Annotated in this window: 24 protein-coding genes; 6 read left to right on the top strand and 18 right to left on the bottom strand. The window is 43.9% G+C overall.

Annotated features, from left to right (window positions below):
- Positions 1–10: 10 nt before the first annotated feature.
- Positions 11–1,198 carry a cytochrome c oxidase subunit II gene (gene coxB, locus G475_RS0103595; RefSeq protein ID WP_026700098.1) on the bottom strand — a complete coding sequence of 396 codons (1,188 nt, stop codon included), beginning with the start codon at positions 1,196–1,198 and terminating at the stop codon, positions 11–13.
- 180 nt (positions 1,199–1,378) lie between these two features.
- Positions 1,379–2,278 carry a heme o synthase gene (gene cyoE, locus G475_RS0103590; protein ID WP_084413980.1) on the bottom strand — a complete coding sequence of 300 codons (900 nt, stop codon included), beginning with the start codon at positions 2,276–2,278 and terminating at the stop codon, positions 1,379–1,381.
- A 393-nt stretch (positions 2,279–2,671) separates the two neighbouring features.
- Between cyoE and G475_RS0103585 the strand changes: the two genes are divergently transcribed.
- Complete coding sequence (locus G475_RS0103585; RefSeq protein ID WP_026700096.1) at positions 2,672–3,580, top strand: COX15/CtaA family protein; 909 nt, start codon at positions 2,672–2,674, stop codon at positions 3,578–3,580.
- Positions 3,581–3,610: 30 nt separating this feature from the next.
- On the opposite strand, the gene G475_RS24175 is transcribed toward G475_RS0103585, so the two are convergent.
- The 4 genes from G475_RS24175 to glsA form a co-directional block, all read right to left on the bottom strand.
- Positions 3,611–4,780, bottom strand: a complete 1,170-nt coding sequence (locus tag G475_RS24175; protein WP_169728506.1) for a GNAT family N-acetyltransferase — start codon at positions 4,778–4,780, stop codon at positions 3,611–3,613.
- Between the two features lie 610 nt (positions 4,781–5,390).
- Positions 5,391–8,840: a pyruvate carboxylase gene (gene pyc, locus G475_RS0103570; protein ID WP_026700094.1), complete on the bottom strand. Its 3,450-nt coding sequence runs from the start codon at positions 8,838–8,840 to the stop codon at positions 5,391–5,393.
- Between the two features lie 259 nt (positions 8,841–9,099).
- The gene (locus tag G475_RS0103565) at positions 9,100–9,384 is read right to left on the bottom strand and encodes a YlaN family protein (protein ID WP_026700093.1); all 285 of its coding nucleotides are present in this window, start codon (positions 9,382–9,384) and stop codon (positions 9,100–9,102) included.
- 124 nt (positions 9,385–9,508) lie between these two features.
- A complete protein-coding gene (gene glsA / locus G475_RS0103560) occupies positions 9,509–10,417 on the bottom strand; it encodes a glutaminase A (RefSeq protein WP_051302154.1) in 909 nt (302 codons plus the stop codon).
- A 194-nt stretch (positions 10,418–10,611) separates the two neighbouring features.
- Between glsA and G475_RS0103555 the strand changes: the two genes are divergently transcribed.
- Positions 10,612–11,115, top strand: coding sequence for a hypothetical protein (locus tag G475_RS0103555; protein WP_026700091.1), 504 nt, complete (start codon positions 10,612–10,614; stop codon positions 11,113–11,115).
- A gap of 63 nt (positions 11,116–11,178) precedes the next feature.
- On the opposite strand, the gene G475_RS0103550 is transcribed toward G475_RS0103555, so the two are convergent.
- Both G475_RS0103550 and G475_RS0103545 read right to left on the bottom strand, forming a co-directional pair.
- On the bottom strand, positions 11,179–12,507 hold the full coding sequence (locus G475_RS0103550; RefSeq protein ID WP_026700090.1) for a PhoH family protein: 1,329 nt from the start codon (positions 12,505–12,507) through the stop codon (positions 11,179–11,181).
- 196 nt (positions 12,508–12,703) lie between these two features.
- Complete coding sequence (locus G475_RS0103545; protein WP_026700089.1) at positions 12,704–13,168, bottom strand: pyridoxamine 5'-phosphate oxidase family protein; 465 nt, start codon at positions 13,166–13,168, stop codon at positions 12,704–12,706.
- A 214-nt stretch (positions 13,169–13,382) separates the two neighbouring features.
- Between G475_RS0103545 and G475_RS0103540 the strand changes: the two genes are divergently transcribed.
- On the top strand, positions 13,383–13,583 hold the full coding sequence (locus G475_RS0103540) for a YlaI family protein (RefSeq protein WP_026700088.1): 201 nt from the start codon (positions 13,383–13,385) through the stop codon (positions 13,581–13,583).
- A 37-nt stretch (positions 13,584–13,620) separates the two neighbouring features.
- Here G475_RS0103540 and G475_RS0103535 read toward each other — a convergent pair whose 3' ends face one another.
- The 3 genes from G475_RS0103535 to typA form a co-directional block, all read right to left on the bottom strand.
- Entirely contained in the window at positions 13,621–14,022 is a 402-nt protein-coding gene (locus G475_RS0103535) for an acyl-CoA thioesterase (protein WP_026700087.1), read from the bottom strand.
- Positions 14,023–14,126: 104 nt separating this feature from the next.
- Entirely contained in the window at positions 14,127–14,486 is a 360-nt protein-coding gene (locus G475_RS0103530) for a YlaH-like family protein (RefSeq protein ID WP_035710065.1), read from the bottom strand.
- A gap of 42 nt (positions 14,487–14,528) precedes the next feature.
- Positions 14,529–16,370 (bottom strand): translational GTPase TypA, encoded by a 1,842-nt coding sequence (gene typA / locus G475_RS0103525; protein WP_026700085.1) that lies wholly within the window; start codon positions 16,368–16,370, stop codon positions 14,529–14,531.
- Positions 16,371–16,521: 151 nt separating this feature from the next.
- On the opposite strand from typA, the gene G475_RS27075 reads away from it, so the two are divergent.
- Entirely contained in the window at positions 16,522–16,692 is a 171-nt protein-coding gene (locus G475_RS27075; RefSeq protein ID WP_156911615.1) for a DUF5325 family protein, read from the top strand.
- 202 nt (positions 16,693–16,894) lie between these two features.
- On the opposite strand, the gene G475_RS0103515 is transcribed toward G475_RS27075, so the two are convergent.
- Both G475_RS0103515 and G475_RS0103505 read right to left on the bottom strand, forming a co-directional pair.
- A complete protein-coding gene (locus G475_RS0103515; RefSeq protein ID WP_026700084.1) occupies positions 16,895–17,707 on the bottom strand; it encodes an inositol monophosphatase family protein in 813 nt (270 codons plus the stop codon).
- Positions 17,708–18,194: 487 nt separating this feature from the next.
- Entirely contained in the window at positions 18,195–18,383 is a 189-nt protein-coding gene (locus G475_RS0103505; RefSeq protein ID WP_026700083.1) for a hypothetical protein, read from the bottom strand.
- A 238-nt stretch (positions 18,384–18,621) separates the two neighbouring features.
- Here G475_RS0103505 and G475_RS0103500 point away from each other — a divergent pair, with 238 nt between their 5' ends.
- On the top strand, positions 18,622–19,257 hold the full coding sequence (locus G475_RS0103500; protein WP_026700082.1) for a YktB family protein: 636 nt from the start codon (positions 18,622–18,624) through the stop codon (positions 19,255–19,257).
- A gap of 333 nt (positions 19,258–19,590) precedes the next feature.
- Here the strand turns inward: G475_RS0103500 and G475_RS0103495 are convergent, their stop codons facing one another.
- The 4 genes from G475_RS0103495 to G475_RS0103480 all read right to left on the bottom strand — a co-directional run bounded on the left by G475_RS0103495 (position 19,591) and on the right by G475_RS0103480 (position 22,214).
- Positions 19,591–19,866, bottom strand: a complete 276-nt coding sequence (locus G475_RS0103495) for a UPF0223 family protein (RefSeq protein WP_026700081.1) — start codon at positions 19,864–19,866, stop codon at positions 19,591–19,593.
- 11 nt (positions 19,867–19,877) lie between these two features.
- The gene (locus G475_RS0103490; RefSeq protein WP_026700080.1) at positions 19,878–20,837 is read right to left on the bottom strand and encodes an NAD(P)H-dependent flavin oxidoreductase; all 960 of its coding nucleotides are present in this window, start codon (positions 20,835–20,837) and stop codon (positions 19,878–19,880) included.
- 124 nt (positions 20,838–20,961) lie between these two features.
- The gene (locus tag G475_RS26645; protein WP_084413979.1) at positions 20,962–21,087 is read right to left on the bottom strand and encodes a GapA-binding peptide SR1P; all 126 of its coding nucleotides are present in this window, start codon (positions 21,085–21,087) and stop codon (positions 20,962–20,964) included.
- A gap of 269 nt (positions 21,088–21,356) precedes the next feature.
- Positions 21,357–22,214, bottom strand: a complete 858-nt coding sequence (locus G475_RS0103480) for a polysaccharide deacetylase family protein (RefSeq protein WP_026700079.1) — start codon at positions 22,212–22,214, stop codon at positions 21,357–21,359.
- A 591-nt stretch (positions 22,215–22,805) separates the two neighbouring features.
- Here G475_RS0103480 and G475_RS24170 point away from each other — a divergent pair.
- Positions 22,806–24,398, top strand: a complete 1,593-nt coding sequence (locus G475_RS24170; protein ID WP_035710061.1) for a glycine betaine uptake BCCT transporter — start codon at positions 22,806–22,808, stop codon at positions 24,396–24,398.
- A 393-nt stretch (positions 24,399–24,791) separates the two neighbouring features.
- Here the strand turns inward: G475_RS24170 and lpdA are convergent, their stop codons facing one another.
- The gene (gene lpdA / locus G475_RS0103470) at positions 24,792–26,204 is read right to left on the bottom strand and encodes a dihydrolipoyl dehydrogenase (RefSeq protein ID WP_026700078.1); all 1,413 of its coding nucleotides are present in this window, start codon (positions 26,202–26,204) and stop codon (positions 24,792–24,794) included.
- Between the last annotated feature and the right edge of the window lie 2 nt (positions 26,205–26,206).

Here is a 26,206-nt window from a genome sequence, read left to right as displayed (position 1 = left end):
CCTCCTTTTATTATTGATTCATATCCTCTTCTGCACTTAAGGAGTTGAGAAATTCAATAATTGCATCCATATCTTCGTCGCTCATATCGGGAGACGCCGGCATGTTATTTCCCTGTTTAAAGTCATCAGGGTTTCGAATCCAGCCCTCCAGGTTTTCATTATTTACATCAAGCACATTAGCTATTTTCTCGCGATCCGCGAAGTTCGATAATGTGGGGCCCTGTCCGGTTCCCTGTCCTTCGACGGCGTGACAGCCAATACAGCCCTGGTCTTCAAATACCTGACGGCCTTCTGAGGCAGCGGTATCCCCTTCTTCAGAGCCTTCATTCCCGGAAGACTGCTCTTCTTCCGCAGCTTCTTCTTCCGAGGATTCCCCTTCGCCTGAAGCTTCTTGCCCTGTCATCGATTCTTCCCAGGCTTCATATTCTTCTGGCTCCATGGCAATGACTTTAAAATCCATCAATGCATGGGAGGGTCCGCATAATTCCGCGCACTTCCCTTTATAAACTCCAGGTTCATTCGCTTCCAGCCACATGCTGTTATCCACCCCTGGAATGGTATCGATTTTTCCACCGAGGGCCGGAACCCAGAAGGAGTGGATTACATCACTGGCTGATAAATCAAACCATACTTTTTGATTGGTTGGGATATATACTTCATTCCCTGCAGAAAAGCCGTCCGGATAATCAAACTGCCACCAAAACTGGTGACCGGTTACATCGATAACCAGAGCTCCTTCTTCTTCGGCTTCTTCGGCATTCTCCGGTTCTTCTCCGCTGTCTTCCCCTTCTTCTCCTTCAGCATTTTCCTGTTCACCGCCGCTTGAACCGGCAGCTTCAGGTGCTTCTTCCGCCATATAATATGTACCCCAGATTGTTGGCACAGCGAGAATTGCAAGCAGAATGACAGGGATCACGGTCCAGGTTATTTCCAGAACCTTGCTGCCTTCCACCTGTTTTGGTATTTCATCATCTCCGGGTCTTCTTCTAAACTTGACGACAGCAATAAAGAATAGGGTAAAAACAACAATGATAACTAACGCCATGACATACAAGCTCAGAATCATGTTGTCCAGTATCCATTGCGCCTGAGGGCCGTATGGATCCAAAGCTGTTAAACGATCCTCCCCACATCCTGCAAGCAAAAAGAACAGGGCAGTCAGAGGAAGAAAACGCCATAATCCTATGCGTCCTTTCATAGAATCATCAAACCTCTCTTTCCAAATGAAGTAAATTATTTTATTTAGTAATCTACAGTTATTGTTCATCTTCTGCTGTTTTCCCCACTATGTTACATCTTATTGGAAAAAAACAGCGGGAAAGGCCGCTCGGCTGTCTTAAACAACCGGGGCTTTTGGAGGCCTTTCTCCCGCTCTTTATCAAATATGAACAACAACCATGACTATAAACAATATTGTCATGTAATTGAGAGAATAAACAAACATGAAACGGGCCCACTTCACGTCATCTTTCATCTTAAATCCAGCTGCTCCCAGGATGAGCCAGCCGGCTCCCAATACGGTGGCAGCCACCGTGTAAACGACACCGAATTCGTATAAAAACAGTGAAATAGGAAGCAGAGTGGCTACATATAATACTATCTGTCTTTTTGTCATAGCAAAGCCGGCCACGACGGGAAGCATGGGAACCCCCGCTGCTCTGTATTCTTCACATCGTTTCATTGCCAGCGCAAGAAAATGAGGGGGCTGCCAGATAAACATAATGGAAAACAACAGCCACGCGTAAATGTGAAGTCCGGGATCTACTGCCGCCCACCCTATTAAAGGAGGAACAGCTCCGGCAATGCTTCCAGCTACCGTATTTAATGTAGAGACCCGTTTAAGCCACATCGTATATATTAAAACGTAGGTGATAAGCCCCGCTATGGAAATAACTGCCGCTGCCGGTTCTACAGCTCCTAATATCATAATGCCCAAAGCAGCTTCGAATAATCCAGCACTTAAAACATTGGACGGCTTTAATTTTCCAGTGACTGTCGGTCTGTCTTTTGTTCTTTCCATCACCGGGTCGATATCCCTGTCTATATAATTGTTAAGAGTACAGCCTCCCGCCATCACCAGCCCGGCACCTATAAGAGTTAAGAACAATATATGCAGATTATGGATCAGTGGGAAATCTGTATAGAAAGAGGCCAGAAATACGCCAGCAAACACTGTTATTAGATTGGAATTTACAATACCCATTTTAGCCAGGATGACGTAATCTTTCCATGATTTCCCCTTTGTTTCCATTTCTTCTTCCATCCGGCTCCCTGCCATTTCAGCAGAATGAACGACTGTATAAGATTTATCCAAACCATTCACCCCCTTTAACACTGGCGGTTTGGAATAGCAGCTGCGTCGATAAAGCATCCGCTTTTTCGACAAATAGTATGTCCAATCATCACTAATAATCAGATTGTACCATATAACCGCTTCACGAGAGAATCAGTAGTTCTGCTTTTTTCTCCCAAATATTATACCACAGCTATTATAGCTTAAAGTGCCTCATGTTTCATTAGTTTCACAAGTTTCACAGTATCTTCACATTTTACTCAAATATGAAAATGTTCATTTTTTATAAATTGACTTTTTTCCTCTCGTTTCATTACGATGAAAGTGTTGCCATATTGGATGAAATTCCAGCCGTCCAGCGACGGGAGGTGAAAGGATTTGAATAAAGGTTTAAAAATATTTGGCATTATTACTTCGTTAGGGATGCTGATTGTATTACTGCAGGGAGCCCTGGTAACAAAAACCGGGTCTGCCGAAGGCTGCGGGGCGACCTGGCCGCTTTGTTTTGGTGAATTTTTTCCCCGGTCCCCCGCTGTAGAAACCCTCATTGAATATACCCACCGCGCCTGGTCCGGACTGATGGGGCTGTTTGTTATTATACTAGCGGTGTGGTCATGGAACACACTGTCCCATCTTCGCGAAACAAAATTTATGGCTCTAATGGCCGTATTATTTATTATCTTCCAAGGATTAATGGGGGCTGGCGCTGTTATTTGGGGGAACTCGGATCTGGTTCTTGCCCTTCACTTTGGAATCTCGACCATATCTTTTGCCTCTGTAGCCCTGTTGACGGTGCTTTCCTTTGAACAAAACGCATCATCGGTGCCCGCGGTTCAAGTTTCAAAGCCTTACAGAAACTATCTTTTTTTTGTTCTGGTATATTGTTACATCGTCATTTATACAGGGGCCTATGTCAAACACAGTGAAGCTACGTATGTGTGCGGTGGCTTTCCGCTTTGTAACGGCCGCCTTATACCTGATTTGAGCGGGGGGCTTGGGTATCAGCTTAGTATCCACATGATTCACCGTTTTGCAGCGGTGGCTCTGGCAGTACTTCTCCTTGTCTTGCTGCTGTGGACGATTCGTGATTTCCGCAGCCACAAAAGTCTGCTTTGGGGAAGCATGGCTGTATTTATTTTAGTACTGATTCAGGCCACTGCCGGCGTATCCATTTTATATGCGGATACCTATCTTCCTCCAGCCCTGTTTCATTCATTAACCATCACCATATTATTTACAATACTCGGGTACATGGGAATGGTGATCACCCGTAAAAATTCCCTTTAAAAAGTGGAGCGGGTCCGCTCCACTTTTCTATTAGAAAAAGTCGTATATAAATGGACTTTCTGCCGCTAGAGCATCAGCCAACTTTTGTTTTGTGTTTTCAGATGCCAGCATTTTTCCTGTACCTGCAGCGGCATTCACCGGTAAGTAACCCAGGAATACAGCCGCCGCGGTGTTGATATCCATCGTTATTTTATCTCCTGAGCCTTCCTTCCAATGTTCCACTTCGTTGAACGATTCCTCCCTGCGAATCGTGAATACACCGTTATTCCACGGAGCTCCTTTATCATTTATTTCAAGGACAAGTTCCTCTGCCTTATCCAGTTCGAACGGGTATAGCTCTAAAAAACGTTTCATGTCTACAATTCTGGCCATAAAATAGCTCTCCCGCTTTTCTTCTATGGTGGGATCATCCATCATATAACGACTTGGGTCATTGGCTGCAGGCTTCACTTCAGCTTTTTCGATCATAGAATCATGATTTGCAATAAAGCTCCACATTCCGGCTCTGGCAGACTCGTCCAATGCTACGAATTCATGTACTTTCATCAGTTGATCCTTTACCTGATAAATCAAATAGCCTGTATCTTCACCATTTTCATTTGAATATACTGCTATTTGTCCTTTTTTCTTTTTTAATACAGTATAGCGCCACCATGATTCATCCCGGTTAACCATTCCACTGTAGGAATAAGCAAACGGTTGATATATTTCCTGCAGCGTTGGCCATTCTGCAGGCGGGATACGCCGGATCGAACCGTTTTTTATTTCCCCTGTTCTTGGGAGTTGTTCTTTCTTTATCCGCCAGGTGATTGCATCTGAAAACAGCTCCCATCCAAATTTGCGATAAAAACCTACAGAAAAGGGATAGAGAAAGGATAAAACATACCCTCTCTGTTTCATATCGTTTAGTGCGGCATTTAATAATTTACGCACTAATCCGCCCCGCCGGGACTCGGGCCAGGTTGCAACTCCTGAAATTCCGCCCATCGGCATGCTTATCCCTCCGACAAAGACTTCCATCGGTAAAATCGTCACTTTTGATAACATTTGTCCGGCTTCATCAGCAATCCACGTGTTTTCCGGTTTCATTATGCGTTCGTGATTCTTCTTTTCTTCCTTGGAAAACTCGAATTGAAAAGCAAACTGATCCAATTCAAGGCTCTGCCGCATCTGGGAAGGATTCATTTTTCTAATTTCCATCAACACTTCGTCTCCTTTAAACATTTCAAACTTTCGAGGATGTTCATATAAAGCGGGGCTCATAGTGGACAATCTTCAGGAGATACCATCATTTGAATCACCATGACATATTTCGATACTTTTTTTGAATTTCCTTCTTAGAAATGTATTTTCCTTGTACCCGGAAGAATGCTTTTTTATTCCATCGGCCGGGGCACCTGTTTAAATACTGCTCTGTCCTCAGAGAAAAAGAGGGGCTTGGACAAACCATTAAAAGATTAAAAATTCCCGAACGGTTTATATAAATCGTTCGGGAATTTTTGTGTATTCCTGTTTCTGCGTCCACCTACTCCACTTCCACCCTCAGGGCACAAGGGCGGCCTCTCCTCCAACTTCCTGTGGTCGTTGTCCCAGTGTCTTCTTTACCGGAGAACGTCCCGCATGGCGGTCGCTGACCTGACCCGACTCCCGCGGGCCCTCAGCAGAAAACCGCTGCCTGCCGTCTCAAAACACATGCTGTTCTGAGCTGGAGTCTGCGTATTTTGACTTCGCTGAAGTCTATAACAGGAATCACGACACGCTGTCTTTCCCAATACTTTTTGCTTTTTTTCCTCCTATAACCACAATAAATTTACTTCTCAAGTTCGATTAATAAGTCTCCGGATTCAATGGTGTCGCCGTCGGTCACATGTACGTTTTTCACTTCTGCATCAAAAGGAGCCTGTACCGTTGTTTCCATTTTCATGGCTTCTGTAATCATAAGATGATCGCCTTTTTTCACTTTTTCTCCCTTTTGGACAAGTTTTTTCACGACGGTGCCAGGCATGGAAGCTCCGATTTGGTTTGGATCCATTTTATCAACTTTCGGACGTTCGGTTCCTGTTGTTTTAGCGTTCTGGTCTTTAATAATGACCTCGCGGGGCTGGCCGTTCAGTTCGAAATAAACAATACGGTTGCCGTCATCATGCGGTTTCGAAATAGAAATGAGCTTTACAATCAGTGTTTTTCCCTGCTCAATTTCGACCTCTATTTCTTCACCAAGACGAAGTCCGTAGAAAAATGTAGGAGTATCTAGTACGGATACATCCCCGAACTGCTGACGGAACTTCTCAAAATCCATGAATACTTTTGGATATAAGGCATAAGAAATCATGTCATGACTCGTAATCTGGCGGTCCAGTTTATGATACAAATCTTCCTTGATTTCCTGGAAGTTGATCGGTTCCAGATTTTCCCCGGGCCGGTTTGTGATCGGCTCTCGACCTTTCAAGATGATACGCTGAAGTTCCTTTGGAAAACCTTGATACGGCTGACCAAGGTGGCCCTGAAACAATTCCACCACCGAATCCGGAAAATCAAGGTTTTCTCCTTTCTCATAAATATCATCTTCGGTCAGGTCATTCTGAACCATATAAAGGGCCATATCCCCAACCACTTTAGAAGAAGGGGTTACTTTCACAATATCACCGAACATATCGTTGACACGCCGGTACATTTTCTTCACTTCATTCCAGCGGCCTTTTAATCCTACCGCTTTTGCCTGCTGCTGCAGGTTACTGTATTGTCCGCCCGGCATTTCGTGTTCATACACTTCTGTATGCGGAGCATTCATTCCGCTTTCAAAGCCTTGATAGTATTTTCTTGTGTAATCCCAGTACTGGCTAAGTTCTTCCAGTGCTTTAATATCAATGTTCGGCTGTCTGGAGCTCCCTTTGAGTGCGTAATACAGACTGTTGGCACTAGGCTGGGAGGTCAGTCCGGCCATTGAACTTACCGCAACATCAACGATATCTACACCCGCTTCAATAGCACGCGCATAAGAAAAAACTCCGTTTCCGCTCGTATCATGAGTGTGCAGATGCACCGGAATATCGATGGTTTCTTTCAGTTCAGAAATCAACTGATAGGCTGCTTCCGGCTTCAACAGGCCGGCCATATCCTTAATCCCCAGAATGTGAGCCCCTGCCTGTTCGAGTTCTTTCGCCAGACCTTTATAATACTTCAAATCATACTTGTCCCGTTTTGGATCAAGAATGTCTCCTGTGTAGCACATGGCTGCTTCCGCGATTTTGTTCTGTTCCCTTACTTCATTAATAGTAAGGCGCATGCCTTCCACCCAGTTCAGGGAATCAAAAATTCGGAAGACATCAATTCCGGCATCCGCTGATTTTTCCACAAATTCCTTGATCACATTGTCCGGATAGTTTTTATAGCCGACAGCATTTGAAGAACGCAGCAGCATCTGCATTAATACATTCGGCATTCTTTCACGCAGGAGCAGAAGCCTTTCCCAGGGATCTTCGTGCAAAAATCTCATCGCTACATCGAAGGTCGCCCCGCCCCACATTTCTTCGGAAAATAGGTTCGGAAGCAGCCGTGCTGTAGGTTCTGCCGCTTTCTTTAAATCATGGGTACGGAAACGAGTAGCAAGCAGCGACTGGTGGGCATCCCGGAATGTTGTATCTGTTAACAGGACTTCCTTTTTACTTTTCACCCACTCTGCCAGGCCTTCCGGACCTTTTTTGTCCAGAATCTGTTTAGCACCCTCCGGGACCGGTTCACTCTTCTTAATGGCCGGCAGTTCGGGCTGCTCAAATACCGGTTTTTTCTCATGTTCCAGGCCGGGATACCCATTTACAATGGTTTCACCGATAAAGGTGAGCATCTTTGTCCCGCGGTCTTTCCGTTTTGGAAAAACAAACAATTCCGGCGTGGAATCAATAAAGGAAGTATCATACTTTCCAGAAAGAAAATCGTCATGCTGTACGACATTCTCCAGAAAAGCAATATTGGTTTTGATACCCCGTATCCGGAACTCTCTCAGGTTTCGGAGCATCTTCGCTGCCGCTCCCTCAAAGTTCAGAGACCAGGTAGATACTTTTACGAGCAGCGAGTCATAATGCGGGGTGATAACAGCTCCCTGAAAACCGTTTCCAGCATCAAGCCGCACGCCAAAGCCGCCGCTTGAACGATATGCGTTAATCCTTCCCGTATCCGGGAGAAAATTATTAGCTGGATCTTCCGTGGTAACACGGGACTGGATCGCATAACCGATCGTTCTAATATCCTTCTGCTGCGGGATGTTCAATTCTTCTCCATGTAAAGACTTGCCGGCAGCAATGTATAACTGGGACTGTACAATATCAACGCCGGTAATCATTTCGGTAATCGTATGTTCCACCTGAACCCGAGGATTTACCTCGATGAAGAAAAACTCTTCTTTAGCGTTAACAAGAAATTCAACCGTCCCTGCGTTGAAGTAGTTAATATTTTTGGCCAGATTTACAGCTGCTTCACAGATGTTTTCACGCAGCTCTTCACTGAGTGATACACTGGGTGCTACTTCAACGACTTTTTGATGACGGCGCTGCACCGAGCAGTCCCTTTCATAAAGATGGACAACGTTTCCATCATGATCCCCGAGTATCTGCACTTCGATATGCTTTGGATTTTCAATAAACTTCTCTACATAGACAATGTCACTTCCAAAGGCAGATTTTGCTTCGGATTTTGCACGGTCATACGCTTCCTCCAGCGCCTCCGCACTACGGACAATTCTCATACCTCGTCCGCCGCCGCCAAGCGAAGCTTTGATGATAAACGGATATCCATGTTTGTCCGCAAACTGTTTAATTTCGTCCAGTCCGGAAACCGGCCCGTCGCTTCCAGGTATAACAGGAATTCCGGCGTTAATCGCTGTTTCCCTTGCTCTCACCTTATCTCCAAACATATGAAGGTGTTCCGTGCCGGGGCCAATAAAAATGATCCCTTCCTGCTCACACCGTTCAGCGAATTCAAGATTTTCAGATAAAAATCCGTAACCCGGATGAATCGCGTCTACATCATTGGCTTTTGCTGTTTCAATAATGCTTTCAATATCCAAATACGCATCAATCGGTTTTCTGCCTTCTCCAACCAAATAAGCTTCATCTGCTTTATAGCGGTGAAAAGCGCCCGTGTCCTCTTTCGAATATATGGCCACCGTACGGATATGTAGTTCGGTGCACGCGCGGAAAATCCGTATCGCGATCTCCCCACGGTTAGCTACCATAACCTTTCTGATGTTCCCTAAGCCATTCATCAAATTCCTCCTTGGTATAGTTACTCTCCACTCAGTAAGTTGCAAAAAGATACTGCTTTTTTTATTTTTTTACTGACAATTCTAAATATAATTTATCATAACACTTCTAGAAAATCTGTCAAAAAATTTTGTTTTTCCCTATATAGATTCATAGAAGAAAACCCATGGTATAAAGCCATATAAAACAGTTTGAAAAACTTTCGGTTTTCAGTAGTGGTAAAAAAGAACCAAGCTACTCCATGGAATAGCCTGGTTCTTTTTATTTACTGCCAACCGTTGCTTCATGAAACGCAGCCAGTTTCCTCTCTAATTCTGATAAAATCTGTTTGCCTGTATCTTCATCGATTAAATTCAGGCGTATCGCAAAGTCGATTTCGCGGGAAAGCCCGAACATCTGCGTATCCAGAACCTCTTCGTAAAGAGGGCATTGGGGCAGTGTGAGATTGTCCATCTGCACTTCGATTAATTTCCGGATCCGTTCTGCGTCAGCTTTAAGCAGGGCGTATGCTTTCTCTTTATGTTCCGTTTGCGCCTCAACGCTCAAGATGATCCCTCCTGTTAATTAGCTCCTGCTTACTATCATATCGGCTATATTATAAAAATGCAACAGAACGCGCGAAAGAACCTCCTAAAAATTTTTTGAAAAATAATGGCTGTTACAAAATAAACTAGACTCGGTTTTGGGATGAAAATATACTTAAATCATATTTTTCAGAAAGTGTCTCCAGCAGCCGGACCCCTGCTGCGCTATTTCCTTTTTCATCCAGCGGAGGGCTGTAAACGCCTATTCCTGTGCCATCCGGCAGACATCCAAGCAGGGCCCCGGAGACCCCGCTTTTTGCCGGAATACCCGCTTTAATAGCAAACGATCCGGAAGCATTGTACATTCCGCAGGTAACCATAAACGTCGTAATTATTTTAGCAATACGCGGCGGAAGGATGCCCCTGCCGGTTTCAGGATCCCGTCCTTCATTACCTATAATGCTTCCAATCCGGGCCAAATCCCTGCAGGTCATCAGCACAGAACACTGATTGATATAGATGTCAAGTGTGCCTTCCACATCGCCTTTCAACACTCCATGACTTTTTAAAAAGTAACAGAGAGAGCGATTTAAATCCGCGTGTTTTCGTTCAGAGGCCGCTGTCTTTTCACAAATATGAATGGACGGATTTCCAGTTAATTCATGGAGAAAGGCTAGAAATCGCCCGATCGTTTCCTCCCCGCTGTTACCTTCCAGCAGACTCGTAACTACCAGAGCCCCTGCATTAATCATAGGATTTAGAGGCTTGGAGGGTTTTTCTTTTTCCAGGGCCTGTATGGTGTGAAAAGGATTACCTGTTGGTTCCATTCCAACTCTGGAGAACACCTGCTCTTCCCCCTGGTCCATTAAAGCAAGAGCCAGACTCACGATTTTTGAGACACTCTGCAGCGTAAACCTGTCTTTCGTTCTGCCCGCTTCAATGAAAGATTCTCCTTTATAAATGACACAGCCAAATGCCTCTGGATCCGCATCCAGCAATGCCGGAATATAGGAAGCCAGTGTGCCTGATTTGGAAGCAGGCTGAATAGCATTCATCAGCGAACATAGATCCTTTTCCGATATAAACAATTCCACGATCTGATCTCCCCTTCATTTTCCAGGATGCCTTTTTAATACGTTCCTCCCCACGTTCGTTTTCTAAAAATTAGTTTGAACGAAGGGGTTCGTTCTCATACAGGGCAGAAAATATGTTAGGATAGAAAAGATACGTCAAGAAGGAGGAAACTCAGTTGGATTTCATCGTGTTTATTCATGGAAACGTCAACTATCCAATTACGATTGATCCTACGGTTTGGATTTTTGATGAACGGAAAATTGATTTAAGAACATGGACCGGAGAGGCGGACCGAAAGAAAGAAGAGGAAGAAGCATACAAAAGATCTGTTTCCCGGCAATGGGACAAAGAGCTGACCAAAGGAGTGGAAGCACCTAAACGGCCCGAAACCAATGAAGTCCGTTCAAAAAAAGAACAGCTTATCCATGGGACGTTTGCCATTCCTTTTCAATCTTTTCTAAGCAATAGTGAGCCTGAACCAGCGGCATCTGAGGTCATCGTTGAAACAGCGGATGGCGGCGAATTTCCTGTTTCTCTGCAAGAGGCTTATGCCTTTGTGGCTGGATTTTCCGATAATGGAGAACCATTAAAAGAAACCGGTCCTATTCATATTTATTACGGGGACGGCAGCAATAAAGAAAACCCCATCACACACGTGACAGGGTTTCGTGTAAACTAATCAAATCGGGGAGAACTCTGGTTTCCCTTTCTAAGCAGTTCCAAAGCTTAGCTTAAATGACGGTTATAGTATATCGGCTGCTAATTGGGCTAACCCCGATCGTTCTCCTTTTTCAAGCTTTACATGACCGCTTATCTGCTTATCCTTAAATTTTTCAACAATATAGGCCAAGCCATTGTTTAATTCATCAAGGTAGGGATGGTCAATTTGAGCAGGATCTCCCATAAACACAATTTTGCTTCGTTCTCCCACCCGGGTTAAAATCGTTTTTACTTCATGTTTTGTTAAATTCTGTGCTTCATCAATAATGATAAATTGATCGGGAATACTCCGTCCGCGGATATATGTTAACGCTTCGACCTGAATGGACCCCATCCCTGCAAGGATCTGATCCAATTCACCTGGTTTTTTGGTGTTAAATAGATATTCCAAATTATCAAAAACAGGCTGCATCCATGGACGCAGCTTCTCTTCTTTTTCCCCCGGCAAAAATCCAATATCTTTTCCCATAGGCACTACAGGCCGTGCCACCAGCAGCTTGTTGTATTTTCCTAAATCTTCTGTCTGCAGTAAACCTGCCGCTAACGACAGCAGCGTTTTCCCAGTGCCGGCTTTTCCGGTTAACGTTACCAGCGGTATATCGTTGTGCAGCAGCAATTCCAGAGCCATTTTCTGTTCCACATTGCGGGGTTTAATCCCCCATATGTGCTCTGAATCGCTTATGAACGGCCTGATCCACTGTCCTGTTTCATCTACTTTTCCGACCGCTGAGGCCGACGTGCCAAGGGCATCTTTTAAAATAATGAATTGATGAGGGTACACTTTGTCCTTTTCTATAACAGAGACAGGAAGACTATGGTTTTCAAAAAACATATTCAACGTTTCCAGAGGGACATCTTTGTACAGTTTTCCTTTAAAGATGTGATCAAAATCGGTAACCCGGTCATTCAGGAAGTTTTCGGCTTTTATCGCAAGAGCATCGGCCTTCACTCGTACAAGCGCATCTTTACTTACAATGATAACTTTTTTTGGACTGCTGGCTTTCTCCTGTTCCGCCTGCAGATTCATCGCTACTGCCAGTATTCTGTTATCATTGGTGACTTCCGTAAACGTCTCTTTCAAATGCTGCATAGAACGATGATTTAACTCCACCCGAACGGTTCCACCTTCCTCAAGCGGAACTCCTTCATGAAGTTTCCCTTTATCCCGGAGACTGTCCAAAATTCTCGATACTTCCCTTGCATTTCGTCCAAGTTCATCCATATACCTTTTTTTCGCATCTATTTCCTCTAAAACAACTGCGGGGATGACCACCTCGTTATCTTCAAATTGAAATAGGGCACGGGGCTCTTGCAGTAAAACGTTTGTATCTATAACATATATTTTTTTCAAAATAGTTCCTCCCCATTCAATGATGAAACTTGTTTCCGTCGTTCAAAAGGATGAAAAAACGCGGACGGAGGATTAATATAGTACTTCCCATTTAAAATAGTTCTTGTTCTTTCATATGCTTCAACTTGGACAATATTGACGTAAAAAATACACAATTATAAATTAATTTTGTATCAAAAAAAGAGCTGACCAGGTTCTAGCCGGAAGAAGCCCTTTTCATCGCATCCATCACTTGACTGTCTAGTTTAGATGCTGCTTCTGCATCATACGTTTTTTCAAATTCCGGTTCATGAATCATTTTCGCTCCATAAAACATGATGTCTTTTACTTCTTCTACGCTGCATTCTATCAAGGCGAGTTTTATCGGCATATTCTCGATTTCTTCGGCTAAAATTTTTCCTTTTCCTGAAATAGCATAAGTGGAACCATTTCCAATAAACGTGATGACCATCTGGTTATTTTTTTTCAAGTTATCTAAAATAATAGAACGGCTCTCCACACAAAAACGGAGTGTTTTCTGATCCAGTGCATACAGCCAGGAAATGGCGCTCACACTCGGGCTGTTGGTTTCATGATCCACAGTCGATAAGGTAACATACCTTTCCTGCCTTAAAAGTGTTAATAGTTCACTGCTTAACGATGATTCGACTTTATTCGGCATGACACTGCCCCCTTTACATCTTGATGTATATCTTGTGAATCAGCGGAAAAATTCCGCTTACTAGTAGTATTAGACAAAACATCATGAAAATCCTTTCCGTCTTTCATGATTTGCCTGGAATTTTGCAAAGCAATATGTACTGCCCTCCTGCCATGTTATAATGTACTTGCCTCTTTTTTAAAGCGCGGAGCGACAATTACAGGAGTGAAGATATATGAAAGTAAAATGTGTCATTTGTGATACCGTGCATGATTTGAATGATAATGACCCGCTTGCCAAAAAATTACGGAACCGGCCTATTCACACGTATATGTGTGATGATTGTTATGAACGGATTGAAAAGCGGACCCACGAACGGTGGGCCACCGGTCATTTCCGTCCCTATCGTTCTCCTAAATCAGATGAGGAATGGTAATGAATCCGGGGAGTCCGGCCGGGCACTCCCCGGCTTTTTAGTTATTGGCTGACTGCTGTTCTGATAGAATCGATCTCCATGTTTCCGGGAGCGGGGCGCTTTTCTGTGCCTCAAAATCAAAATGAACCACCACAGACCTTCCGCGGGCGATCACTCCCCGTTCACAGGTGATCTCGTGATGCAGGGTAAAGCTTGATCGTCCAATGTGCTGTACTGTCGTCGATATCTGAAGCACCTCATCGAAATAGGCCTGCTGGACATAATCACACGAAGCAGACGCCAAAATAAACGGCCAATTTTCCAAATCCATGGAGCCATTCAGTTCACGGAATAATTCAATCCGTGCTTCTTCCAGATAAATAAAATAACTAATGTTACTTACATGTCCCAATCCATCCGTCTCACTTGCTCTTACTTTTATCTCCCATTTGTATGCCATATGTATTTCCTCCCTTTTCTTCTGTTCTACTACACATGAAACCATAAAGCAACTGCGTGTGTAATCACGAAAAGCACCCATCCAGTTGAATGAGTGTCTTTCTTTTATGATGTCATATGCTCTTCGTTCTGTTTCTCTTTTTTGTGCTGCCGCAGCCTGATTTTATATATTCCCAGTACAACGGCTGCTGCCATCAATGATTCCACAACAACCATGCCGATGGCAAAAATAGTAAGCGGGATCGCGCCAATCAGCATGACTGTATAAACAATAACATTTTTGAGTAATGGCAGTTTCCGGGCGAATCCCAGATTATAGACAATGATACACATAACGACAACCACTGCATATAAAAGCCAGAAACCAGTAATTGGATTCTCGTGAACATGCAAAACCCCGGCCATCCAGCTCAACTGATCTTTTGTCACATCGACATCATTTATAGATGCGGCGATTGGGTACATTTCCTTTCACCTCTTGCATGCGTTCCTTTATTTCCATACGTATCAGTTGTTTTTATTCGCCAGTTTTTTTCGTTTTTCTTCCCGTTCCCGGGCACTCTTATCCAGTATCTTTTTACGGAGGCGGATTGAATCAGGCGTTACTTCACAGTATTCGTCATCATTAAGAAACTCGAGGGCTTCTTCCAGTGTCAAAATACGCGGGCGTTTCATCGTTACCGTTGTGTCTTTTGTAGCGGAACGAACATTGGTTAATTGTTTTTCCTTTGTAATATTCACGGTTAGATCATTTTCCCGGGTGTGCTCTCCAACGATCATTCCGGAATAAATCTCGGTACCGGGCTCGACGAACAGCGTTCCCCGATCTTCTACCTGCATCATACCGTACGGGGTGACTTTTCCATCTTCCATGGACACAAGTACCCCTTGATGACGGCCGCCGACCTGGCCGGTGTGGAGAGGCTGATATCCGTCGAATGTATGGTTTAAAATACCGTAGCCTTTGGTTTGTGCCATAAATTCAGTGGTATATCCAATCAAGCCCCTGGATGGCACCATGAAGTCCATACGGACCTGTCCATCTCCTTTGTTCACCATATCCAGCATTTCACCTTTACGCTCCCCGAGCGTTTCCATAACGTTACCGGTATACTCCTCCGGTACATCAATCTGCGCTCGTTCCACCGGTTCACATAAGACGCCATCTACTTCTTTTACAATAACGGCCGGTTTCGAAACCTGCAGTTCATAGCCTTCCCTGCGCATATTTTCAATCAAAATAGACAGGTGCAGTTCCCCCCGGCCGGAAACCGTCCAGACATCCGGGGAGTCCGTATGCTCGACCTTCAGGCTCACATCTGTTTCCAGCTGTGTTAAGAGCCGTTCTTCTAATTTTCGACTGGTTATATATTTGCCCTCTCTACCGGCAAAAGGACTGTTATTGACTAAAAAGGTCATCTGCAATGTCGGCTCATCAATGCGGAGACGAGGCAGGGGATCCTGATACTCCACAGGACAGATCGTTTCGCCGACGTTTATATCTTCCACCCCTGCAATGGCAATAAGGTCACCTGCCTGCCCTTTATCGATTTCGACCCTTTTCAGCCCCATAAAACCAAACAGTTTAGACACGCGGAAGTTTTTAAGCGTACCATCCCGCTTGATTAAGGTCGCTTGATCTCCAGTCTGGATGGTTCCCCGAAAGACGCGTCCAACCCCAATTCTGCCAAGATATTCATTATAATCCAGCATGGTCACCTGAAACTGGAACGGGTCTTCCCTGTTATCAACCGGCGCCGGAACATTGTTGACAATCATATCAAACAAGATGTCCATTTTGCCATCTTGAACAAATGGCTCTTTACTCGCCGTTCCATTAATAGCGGAAGTATACGCCACCGGGAAATCAAGCTGGTCTTCATCCGCCCCAAGTTCAATAAATAAATCAAGAACCTCATCCACTACTTCGTCCGGACGTGCCATGTCCCGATCTATCTTGTTCAACACAACAAGAGGTGTCAGTTTTTGTTCCAATGCTTTCTTTAACACAAAACGGGTCTGCGGCATACAGCCCTCATAAGCGTCAACCACCAGCAGAACACCATCTACCATTTTTAAAATCCGTTCCACTTCTCCGCCGAAATCTGCGTGGCCGGGAGTGTCCATAATATTAATTCTTGTGTCGCCGTAACGAATAGCTGTATTTTTAGCCAAAATGGTAATACCACGTTCTTTTTCTATATCATTGGTATCCATGGCTCGTTCATCTACATGTTCGTGTTCATGAAAGGTACCGGACTGTTTTAAAAACTCATCCACCAGTGTTGTTTTCCCATGGTCCACATGGGCAATAATTGCTATATTCCGTAAATCGTTCCGTAATTCCATTGCTTATTCACCGCTCCTATTCTAAACGTTCCTGCTTCAACCTTTCTATTGTATCACAAGTAATCGCGGTATACACAATTATCATGGGTTTTCATTTTAACAATTTCCTTGTACACTAGCACATATATCGTTAGAAATTGAGGGTGACACAATGAATCAAATAAAATGGCTCTACTTCCTTCTAGCTGTAATCGCCGCTTTATCCATTGCTTCTTTCGGAATCGCTGTAGCAGAACGCTCTATATTGATAGCAATCGGCTGTTTTCTTGGACTGGCTGGTTCTTTCACGGCAGCAAAAGTGCTTCGCTCCAAGCTTCATTAGGAGAGAAAACGCTCTAAAACCTGCAGAACAGCAGGAGGAAATAGTACCGGTAGTATAAAAAATTTGATGTCTCCTGTCATAATAGAGTAATGGGGAAAGCCTGAACACTTCGTATTGGAGGTTAAACAGTATTTACGAAGCGCACTCCTATCTTCCCATACTCATTTTTATCTTACCTTGGTATTGTCCCAGCCCCGTTTCATTAATAAGTAAAGCCTTTATGGTTATAGAGATAGGATGTTAGTTCTTCATGGAGGGTGGGGCGGGCTGCAAGGATCGTGTTTTGCTGCAGCATAGAAGGAGAATCGCCCTGAAACGTAGTAACCGTTATTCCTGTTTCCTTCAATAAAACTAGACCAGCTGCGTAGTCCCATGGGGATAAGCGAAAACTAATATAACCATCAAGCCTCCCGCAAGCTACAAAAGCGAGTTCTATCGCAGCGGTGCCATAAGAACGGACACTTCTTGATCTTCGAACCATATGGTGAAGAGATGCCTCATCTGAACGTGTTTCACGGGCAAGCCAGCGTCCGTTTAAACCGATGACGGCTTCCGGCAGGCTGACGGGGCCGCAGGTTTCCGGAAGTTTTTTATCATTTAAATAAGCACCGCGGCCGTCAACCGCAGTAAACCATTCATCCTGCATCACATTATAGACGATTCCGACTTTTCCATGTCCGTTTTCCACCACCGCAACGGATATCGCAAAATTATATTTTTGGTGGACAAAATTTGTCGTCCCATCAATAGGATCAATGATCCAAAGGACCCCCTCCGTGGAGGCGATATTTCTGCCTGCTTCTTCTTCCCCTATTGTTTTATGTCCGGGAAAGTTTTGTTCGATTCGTTCCGTTAAATATCTTTCCACCTTATAATCCATTTCTGTTACAAGATCATTTGGATTTGATTTCGTCTGTATGTCCAGGGAATCATGCAGAGAGTCTTTTAACATTCTCCCCGCTTCCTCCACCCATTTCACAGCCGTATTTTTTACATTTTCCCAATATTCACTCATGTAAGCCCTCCTGAGTCGGTCTATTCCCCATTATGGCATATATTATGTAAAAAAAACACATCACCGGCATTCTCCCATGACAAACTCCACAAGGAAAAGAGAAGCTGAGACAAAATCTTATAAGTCAGATAAAAATCCGAACGATTATCTACATTTTCCATTAGAATTTGGCATCGTTCGGATTTTTTCATGCGGCATTTGTCCTCTTAAAACACCCAATGGGAACGGAGGATACCGCTGTACGATCGGCGTGGCCGGCCTCCGCTATGAGAAGGAACTGCAGCGTTCAGGAGACATAGCCGTTTGCATGTCCTACGTTACTATCAATAATTCGTCTTTCGGGAGAAGTCATTTCGTTTTGTCCCAGACTCCACCTCTCTTTTTTCATGCTCTGGGATTTGAACTTCACCCGTTATGATCTTATAAAAAAGGCTGGACCAGGAATTACTCCCGTCCAGCCTTTTGATATTTGATCCCTATTTATTTATTAAGCTTCCAAACGAATGAGTTCTTGTCTTAACTGCTGTAAACGTACTTTACATTGGTTTATTTTTTCCAGGCTTTCTTCCGCCATTGCATCATGCAGACTGACAAGTTCATAGTCGATCTCCATACGAAGAACAGGTATTCTCTCCTCTGCATCTTTTCTCTTGAATGTCTGAATCACTTGTTCCATGGCCACCCACACCCCTTTATTTATTTCGATGTTCCCCGGGCCTTCTGACAATTGATGAATAGCTTAACAAAATATTCTGAGTATTATGTTTCTGATATTATACCATATGTATATCATTTTTCAAACGATACTTTCTTCGAAAAAATGTACGATGATTACATTTGATTTTCGTTGGGTAGAAAGGATAGTATAGAACATGAATGCAAGAGCAGCTGTCAACAGAAAGGAGAATTCGATAATGCCTTTTCAAGGGTTTCGGCCGTCGGATTTCGAAACATTCTATATCGATGAGCTGGATGAACGTATGGAAGCTATCCGAAATCGCATCCAGCCAAAATTCACCTCTATCGGCGAGTATTTAACGGATGAATTATCCGTGATGCTTGGAAAAGAAATGTACCTTCATATTGCCAGGCATGCCCGACGGACCAAAAATCCGCCAACGGATACATGGCTTGGAATCGCAGACAACAAGCGCGGCTATAAAAAACATCCGCATTTTCAGGTAGGGCTTTTTGATGACCACGTTTTTTTATGGCTGGCCTATATCTATGAAATGCCGGAAAAAGCGGAAGTCGCAGATATCTTTCTGGATAACCAGGAACAAATTGAAAAGCTTCCAAACCATTACGTCCTGTCCTTGGACCACACGAAAAAAGAAGCGTTTTCCATAAAAAAGAGTGACAAAGATGATATTACTCAGGCTCTCAAACGTTTCCGCGATGTGAAAAAAGGGGAATTTTTAGTGGGCAGACACATCGATAAAAACGATCCTGTTTTAGAGGATGGAGATGCCTTTTTACAGGAGGCAAAACAAACGTTTGAAACGCTGCTCCCTCTGTACCAGCTTTCTGTTAAACAAACTTCGTCTTAAACAAGCAGCAGGCTGCTGAAGCTGAAGTTTCGCCACATCGGGAAACAAAAAAGCCTGGGACAAAAACCATCCCAAGATAAAATTCCGAACGATACGGGACCCAAAAGTTAGTTTTTTACTCTATCTTTTGGAGTGCCCCGCCTACATGGAAGAGTCGTTCGGAATTTTTTCATTCGGCAAGCTGCGCTTCGTGAAAATACTCCGGCTTTACTGCGGAGTATCGATACACGGACCGCAGGGTGTCTGAGTATTTTAACTACGCCGGGCGGCTGCCTCTTTAACATCAAACAAGAAATAACATTTATCTTTTGGCCGGGCTTCCATGCTATTCCATTACATTTTTATTTTTTCTCCAGGCTGTGCGTTTTTTGCTTTTTGTACTGTTTTCCAGCAGGATACCTCTGCTTTTTCATCAAATTGACGGAAATATTGCTTTTCTTCTTTTTTGGAAGGAACAATTTCCTTAAAACGTCCATACCAGGATAAGATGTCCTCCCGGATCACTGCTTTTTCATATGTAGTTTCTATAACTTGAAAAAATTGCATGACATCAATGATTTCTTCTTTCGTCCAATCCATCGACATCGGCATTGGGAATTCTTCTTCCATTGATAATCCTCCTACTTGGTCCAACGTTCTCTTACCATCATAGCTTCCTCCTGCATCCGAGCAAACAGCTCTTCCACCTCAGGAATGTCATTTATCCTTCCAATCACTTGTCCTGCCCATCCAAACCCTTCGTCCTCCCGTCCTTCGTAGATATATGCTTTGTTTGCTCCGCCGCTGATATAATCTTTCAATTGTTCATAGGCAGGCCTCTTCTGTTCAATATCCAGTATCCTATCCGTCCAGTGATTTGACAATACCCGGCCCGGTGTTCCTATAGACTGTTTTATCAATACAGTATCGCTTTCTGTTCCTTCTAATAATGCCTGTTTATATCGTTCATGGGCGTGTACGCATTCTTTGACAGCAATAAACCGGGTCCCCATTTCCACTGCTTCTGCTCCAAGAGCCATTGCCGCCATCATGGAACGCCCGTCGCCAATGCCGCCTGAAGCAATGACCGGTATCGACACACTATCCACTACCTGGGGAAGAAGCACCATCGTTCCTGTGTCATTCCGTCCGACATGACCGCCTCCTTCCCGGCCGACAACCATGACCGCGTCAGCTCCCAGTTCTTCCGCTTTCTGCGCCTGCCTTCTTGATGCTGTCAAAACCAGCTTTTTTATTTTTGTCCCTTTCAGTAAATCAAAGAGGGGAGCAGGATTTCCGCCTGTTACAGAAATCACTTCCACTCCTTCTTCCACAGCCGTTTCCACCATGTGCTGGTAAGGCCGTCCGTGTTTACCAATAGCAAAGTTTACACCAAATGGATTGTTGGTTTTTTCACGGACTGCCTGAATCTCATATTGTAAAGAAGCTTTATCTGGTAATGACATAGCAGTAATTTGGCCTAAGCCTCCGGCATGTGAAACAGCAGCAGCAAGATCAGAATAAGCAAGATAAGCCAGGCCGCCTTGAATAATTGGGAGTCGTATGTTCAATAATTCCGTTACTCTCGTCGTCCATTCCATTTTTTTCCCCTGCCTTATTATATGGTTTTCCCTGATAAGCCTAAGCCTTCCTCTGGTTTTCTTTTAACAGTATAACAAAAAAATATCCCCTTACTGAAACAGCAGGAGATGATGGGAACTTTTTTTATTTTTTCACTTTCTTTTTTTTGCCGCAGTGTTTACATGTGGAGGCATACAAAGTAGTCACTTTTTCACCGTCAAAATGATCAATCTCACGATTACAGCTTTGACAAATAATAATTCCTACCATTTCCATCCCCACCTCTTTGAAAGCGTTTTATATCTTATAATTTAATATTAATATGACATAATTAAAAAGTCAACCTTAAATAGTATAACACATTTATTTTTTTATTATCATAATATGCAGCCGGGCTACGCTGTCACCCCAGTTTCCTTCGAAAAATAACAAGCTTGATGGCAAAAAAGGGCGCTGGGACAAAAATCATCAAGAGACAAAAGAATTCCGAACGATTCTTTCGCGAATCGTTCGGAATTCTTTTGTCTACGTTTTCTTTTTTAATGATTATTCTGTACGATATGATCCGGATCGATAAATCCATACCCTTTTTCCTTAAAACCGTCAACAATATCAGGAAGAGCCTCTTTCGTCCATTCCCGATCATGCATCAGAAGGTTTGCTCCGCTTCTCAACAATTCTGTATGAACCATAATATCGGCAAGATCTTCTGCATTCTGGTATTCCGCTTCCCAGTCATATCCATACGTCCAGTTCATCCACGTCATTTCTTCCTCTTCCAGAAATGCTTTAGAAGCGTCTGAGTTTATTCCAAAGGGGGCGCGGAAAAACGAAGGGGGCTCCCCCGTTATTTTTTCAATCATATCGTTCAGTTCTCCAATTTCTTCCTCCAGTTCCTGGCGGGAGAGCTCGGAAACATCCACATGATTCATCGTATGATTCCCAATCTCAAACCCCATATCTGCTATCTTTTTTAAATCTTTTCTTCCTTCTTCGCTCTGCAGAAAATGGCCATTCACAAAAAATATAGCAGGAATGCTCTGTTTGGAAAGAAATTCAGCCATTTCCACGCTGTGGGCATCCGGAGCATCATCAATCGTTATTAAGACTTTTTGTTCGTCCATTCCTTCTTTCAACGCGTCAAGAGAAGAATCATTTTTATTTACTTCATATAATTTATCTTCTGTTTCTACTTCTTTTTTGTTTGATGTTTCTTCTTGCTCGTCCCCGGGCTCCTCCTCATTTTCCTGCGGTGTGTCCGATTCTTCCGGTGCTTCTGTTTTTTCTGCCGATTCTGTGTCCACTGCTTCTTCTGCCTTTGATGCTGTTTCCTCTGCATTGAGGCCGCAGGCGCTTAAAAGCAGAGACATGCCGATAGCTGCTATGATTCTTCTCACTCTCTAAGTCCCCCAACTATGATTTTCTTTCATTTTAGCAAAAACGAAAGGAAAAAGGGAAATTCTGAAATAAATTTATTCCATTTTCCATTGTTCGACATTCTTTTTCCTTCTGTGACTTTTTTCCGATTTTTGATTATTATCAAGACGGGATGGGTATATAAACTTGTGAACCTACGTGGTTGCTTCTTATTCATATCATGTTTATAATGTCCTTTGTGGTTTTTTTGGGTATTAGACGATATACTTTTTCGAATAATAAAGGGAAACTACCTTCATTGGAGGCTTTTATCCCTCCCAAACATTAAGTCCGCAACTCCTTGCTGAACGCCTTTATAACGTACATGTGCAGGTCTGAACCAATCGCGGTACCCGCTCCGGGGGTCTTACGGACGTCTGCACCGGGATAAAGTATATCAGTCGAAAAAAGGCGTCGTATGTCTGGCAGATAAAAAAACGTTAAAACCCGTCTGAGGTCCTTCTATCATGGACGACAACGTGTGCTTTTATTTTTATGATGCCAAAAAAGCATAATAAAATGGAACAGAAATGGCTGTACTTACTAACACTGGAAAGGTGGTTTTGCCGGAGATGAGAAAGCTGACACCTGTTTTTTACATCTCGTTTTTTATTGCGTTTCTATTCATCCTCTGGGGGGCTGCTGCTCCTGAACACGTAAATGAAACACTTGGCACTATTCAAAGTTTTATTTCTGAACAATTTGGATGGTTTTATCTATTATCTGCTACTGGATTTGTTATCTTTGCTATATACTTAATATTCAGCCCCTATGGCAGAATCAGACTGGGTAAATCGGATGAGAAGCCGGAATACAATTATTTTACGTGGTTTGCGTTTCTTTTTACGGCCGGTATGGGGATCGGTCTTGTTTTCTGGGGAGTGGCTGAACCGCTGTATCATTACTACGGACCGCCTTCCTCAGAGCCTGAGTCCAGTGCTGCCGCTGCTGCGGCTCTGCAGTATTCCTTTTTCCACTGGGGTATTCATCCATGGGCGATTTACGCGATTGTTGCATTGTCCCTGGCTTATTTTAAATTTCGGCATGATGCACCGGGGGTTGTCAGTGCCTCCCTCCGCCCCATTTTCGGGAGCAGAGTGGACGGGCCTCTGGGCACCATAGTAAACGTCATTGTCGTCTTTGCCACTATATTTGGCGTGGCTACTTCCTTAGGTTTCGGAGCGGCTCAGGTGACCGGCGGTTTAAGTTATACTTTTGATTTCATGACCAATAATATTGGCACTCAACTTATAGTTATTGCTTTTATTACTGTATTATACCTCCTTTCAGCCGGAACAGGACTGAATAGGGGCATTCGAATTTTAAGTATGACGAACATCGTACTGGCTGTTGGCTTAATGCTCTTCCTGCTGGCTGTCGGCCCTACGGTTTACATTTTTGATGTGTTCACCACCACATTGGGAAGCTATATTCAAAACTTTCCAAGCATGAGTTTTAACACCGCAGCTTTTTCTGGAGACAGAGCATGGCTGGAAAGCTGGACAATCTTTTACTGGGCATGGTGGATTGCCTGGTCGCCATTTGTCGGCACGTTCATCGCTCGTGTCTCCCGCGGACGAACGATACGTGAATTTATGCTCGGTGTCATAGCCGTACCTACCTTATTTGGCGCTTTCTGGTTTTCGGTATTTGGCGGGACAGGCATTTCAGCTGACGGATTAATGAACGGTGTTCTTTATGAAATTATGTCAAACCAAGGCGATGAGTTCGCACTGTTCTCGCTCCTTGATGAGTTTCCTTTAGCTGCTTTTATGATTACCATCGCTATTCTGCTGATTATATCGTTCTTTGTTACTTCTGCCGATTCTGCTACATTCGTGCTTGGGATGCAGACAACCAATGGAAGCCTTAACCCTCCCGTTTCTGTAAAAATGGTGTGGGGTGCTATTCAATCTTCCGCCGCTGCTGTGCTGCTCTATTTTGGAGGCCTGGGCGGGCTGGAAACAGCAATGATTATTGCTGCCCTGCCGTTCACCTTCATTATGCTTCTTATGGTGGTTTCGATATTGAAATCCCTTAAGAGTGAACGACACGTTATTCAATCGGACAAAGCCGTCATTCAAGCAGAACGTAATAAACTGCGTGAAGAAAAAGAACGATTGCAAAAAGAAAAAGAAGATTTAAAGAAACAAGTAAATAAATAGCGGAAGCAGGTCCCGGCAGAATGCAGCGCCCGGGATCTTCTTTTGTCTTTCTCCCAACCTGAAGGACATTGCCGAGGGGATTTTTTTAAATAGACGCATTAGTCATGATTCTTCTAATATCACTTAAAAGCATTTGGAGAACCCTCCTTCCCCCTCTTCTTCCTGCTAATGGATTCCATGTCTCTTGGGAAAGGAAGAGCTTGGCCTGTTTATTAGCAGTCTCCACGGACTTTTCGGTCCGGTCTGACGAACAAGGCACGTTATAGTAATCTTTTCCACATCGGTCTCCCTCCCAGCGTCTGAGCGGTGAAGCTGGATTTTGACACCCAAATTTGTACTTCCCTATATACCAAAAAAAGCAATGGAGCAGATGCTCCATTGCTTTTTGCCTATTTATTTTGTTACATGTACCGGAAGACCTAGTGCGACTTCGGCCGTTTCCATCGTAATCTCTCCAAGAGTAGGATGGGCATGGATCGTCATGGCGAGGTCTTCTGCTGTCATGCCGCCTTCAATAGCCAAACCGGCTTCTGCAATCATATCAGAAGCGTTAGGCCCGGCAATTTGAGCTCCAATAACCAAGCCGTCTTCTTTTCGGGTAACCAGTTTCATGAAGCCTTCTGAGTCATTAAGCGACAGCGCTCTTCCATTAGCCTGAAATGGGAACTTTGCCGCTGTTACCTCATAGCCTGCATCCTTTGCCTCCTGCTCCGTATAGCCGACACTTGCAAGCTCAGGATCGGAAAAGACCACCATTGGCATTGCAAGGTAATCCACCGCGGCAGCTTCACCGGAAATAGCTTCGGCCGCGACTTTCCCTTCATACGATGCTTTGTGGGCCAATTGGGCGCCTGGAACGATATCACCAATTGCATATATTTGTTCATTACTGGTTCGGCACTGTTCGTCCACGTCAATTAATCCCTTATCATTGATATTGACGCCAATCTGTTCCAAACCTAATTCGTCTGTGTTTGGCTTACGTCCAACAGAGACAAGGACATAATCTGCTTCGTAATTCTTTTCTTCTCCATTTACTTCAGCGGTTATTTTAACTCCGTCTTCTGATTCTTCTACAGACTGGGCAAACGCTTTGGTTTCAATGGTAACATTATTATTCTTTAAGCGCTTATTTACCAGTTGGGCCATCTGCTTTTCAAAACCGGTGAGAATTCTTTCTTCTCCTTCCAGAACTGTTACTTCTGTTCCAAGATTAGCATAAGCCCCGGCAAGTTCAATTCCAATATATCCTCCCCCGATAACGATCAGCTTTTGGGGAATTTCCTCGAGGGCAAGGGCGCCTGTTGAATTAATGATGCGGTCGCTGTACTTAAAATTAGGCAGTTCAATAGGACGGGAGCCGGTTGCTACGATGCAGTTCTTAAACTTGTACGTCTGTGAATTATATTCATCCGTGGAAACTTTTACAGAATCACGATCTGAAAAATACGCTTCTCCCCGCACGATATTGACCTTATTGCTTTTTAACAGACCGTCTACCCCGCCTGTCAGCTTTTGCACGACGCTCGATTTCCATTCCTGTACCTTTGAAAAATCGACACTTACATTCTCTGCAGTGATCCCCATATCGTCTCCGGATTGTGCTTCATGAAAACGGTGACCAGCCTGAATTAACGCTTTAGACGGCACACATCCCACATTTAAACAAACACCGCCCAAGTCTCCTTTTTCAACGATTGTGACAGACTGTCCAAGCTGTGCAGCCCGGATGGCAGCGACGTATCCCCCTGGGCCGGATCCTATAATCAGCGTATCTACTTCTTCAGCAAAATCTCCTACTACCATTT

Origin of the sequence: Salibacterium aidingense DSM 18341, from assembly GCF_000429685.1 — a bacterium.
Lineage (GTDB): Bacteria > Bacillota > Bacilli > Bacillales > Marinococcaceae > Salibacterium > Salibacterium aidingense.
The sequence above is the reverse complement of the archived record's forward strand: the minus strand, read 5'-3'. Positions and strand labels throughout refer to the sequence as shown.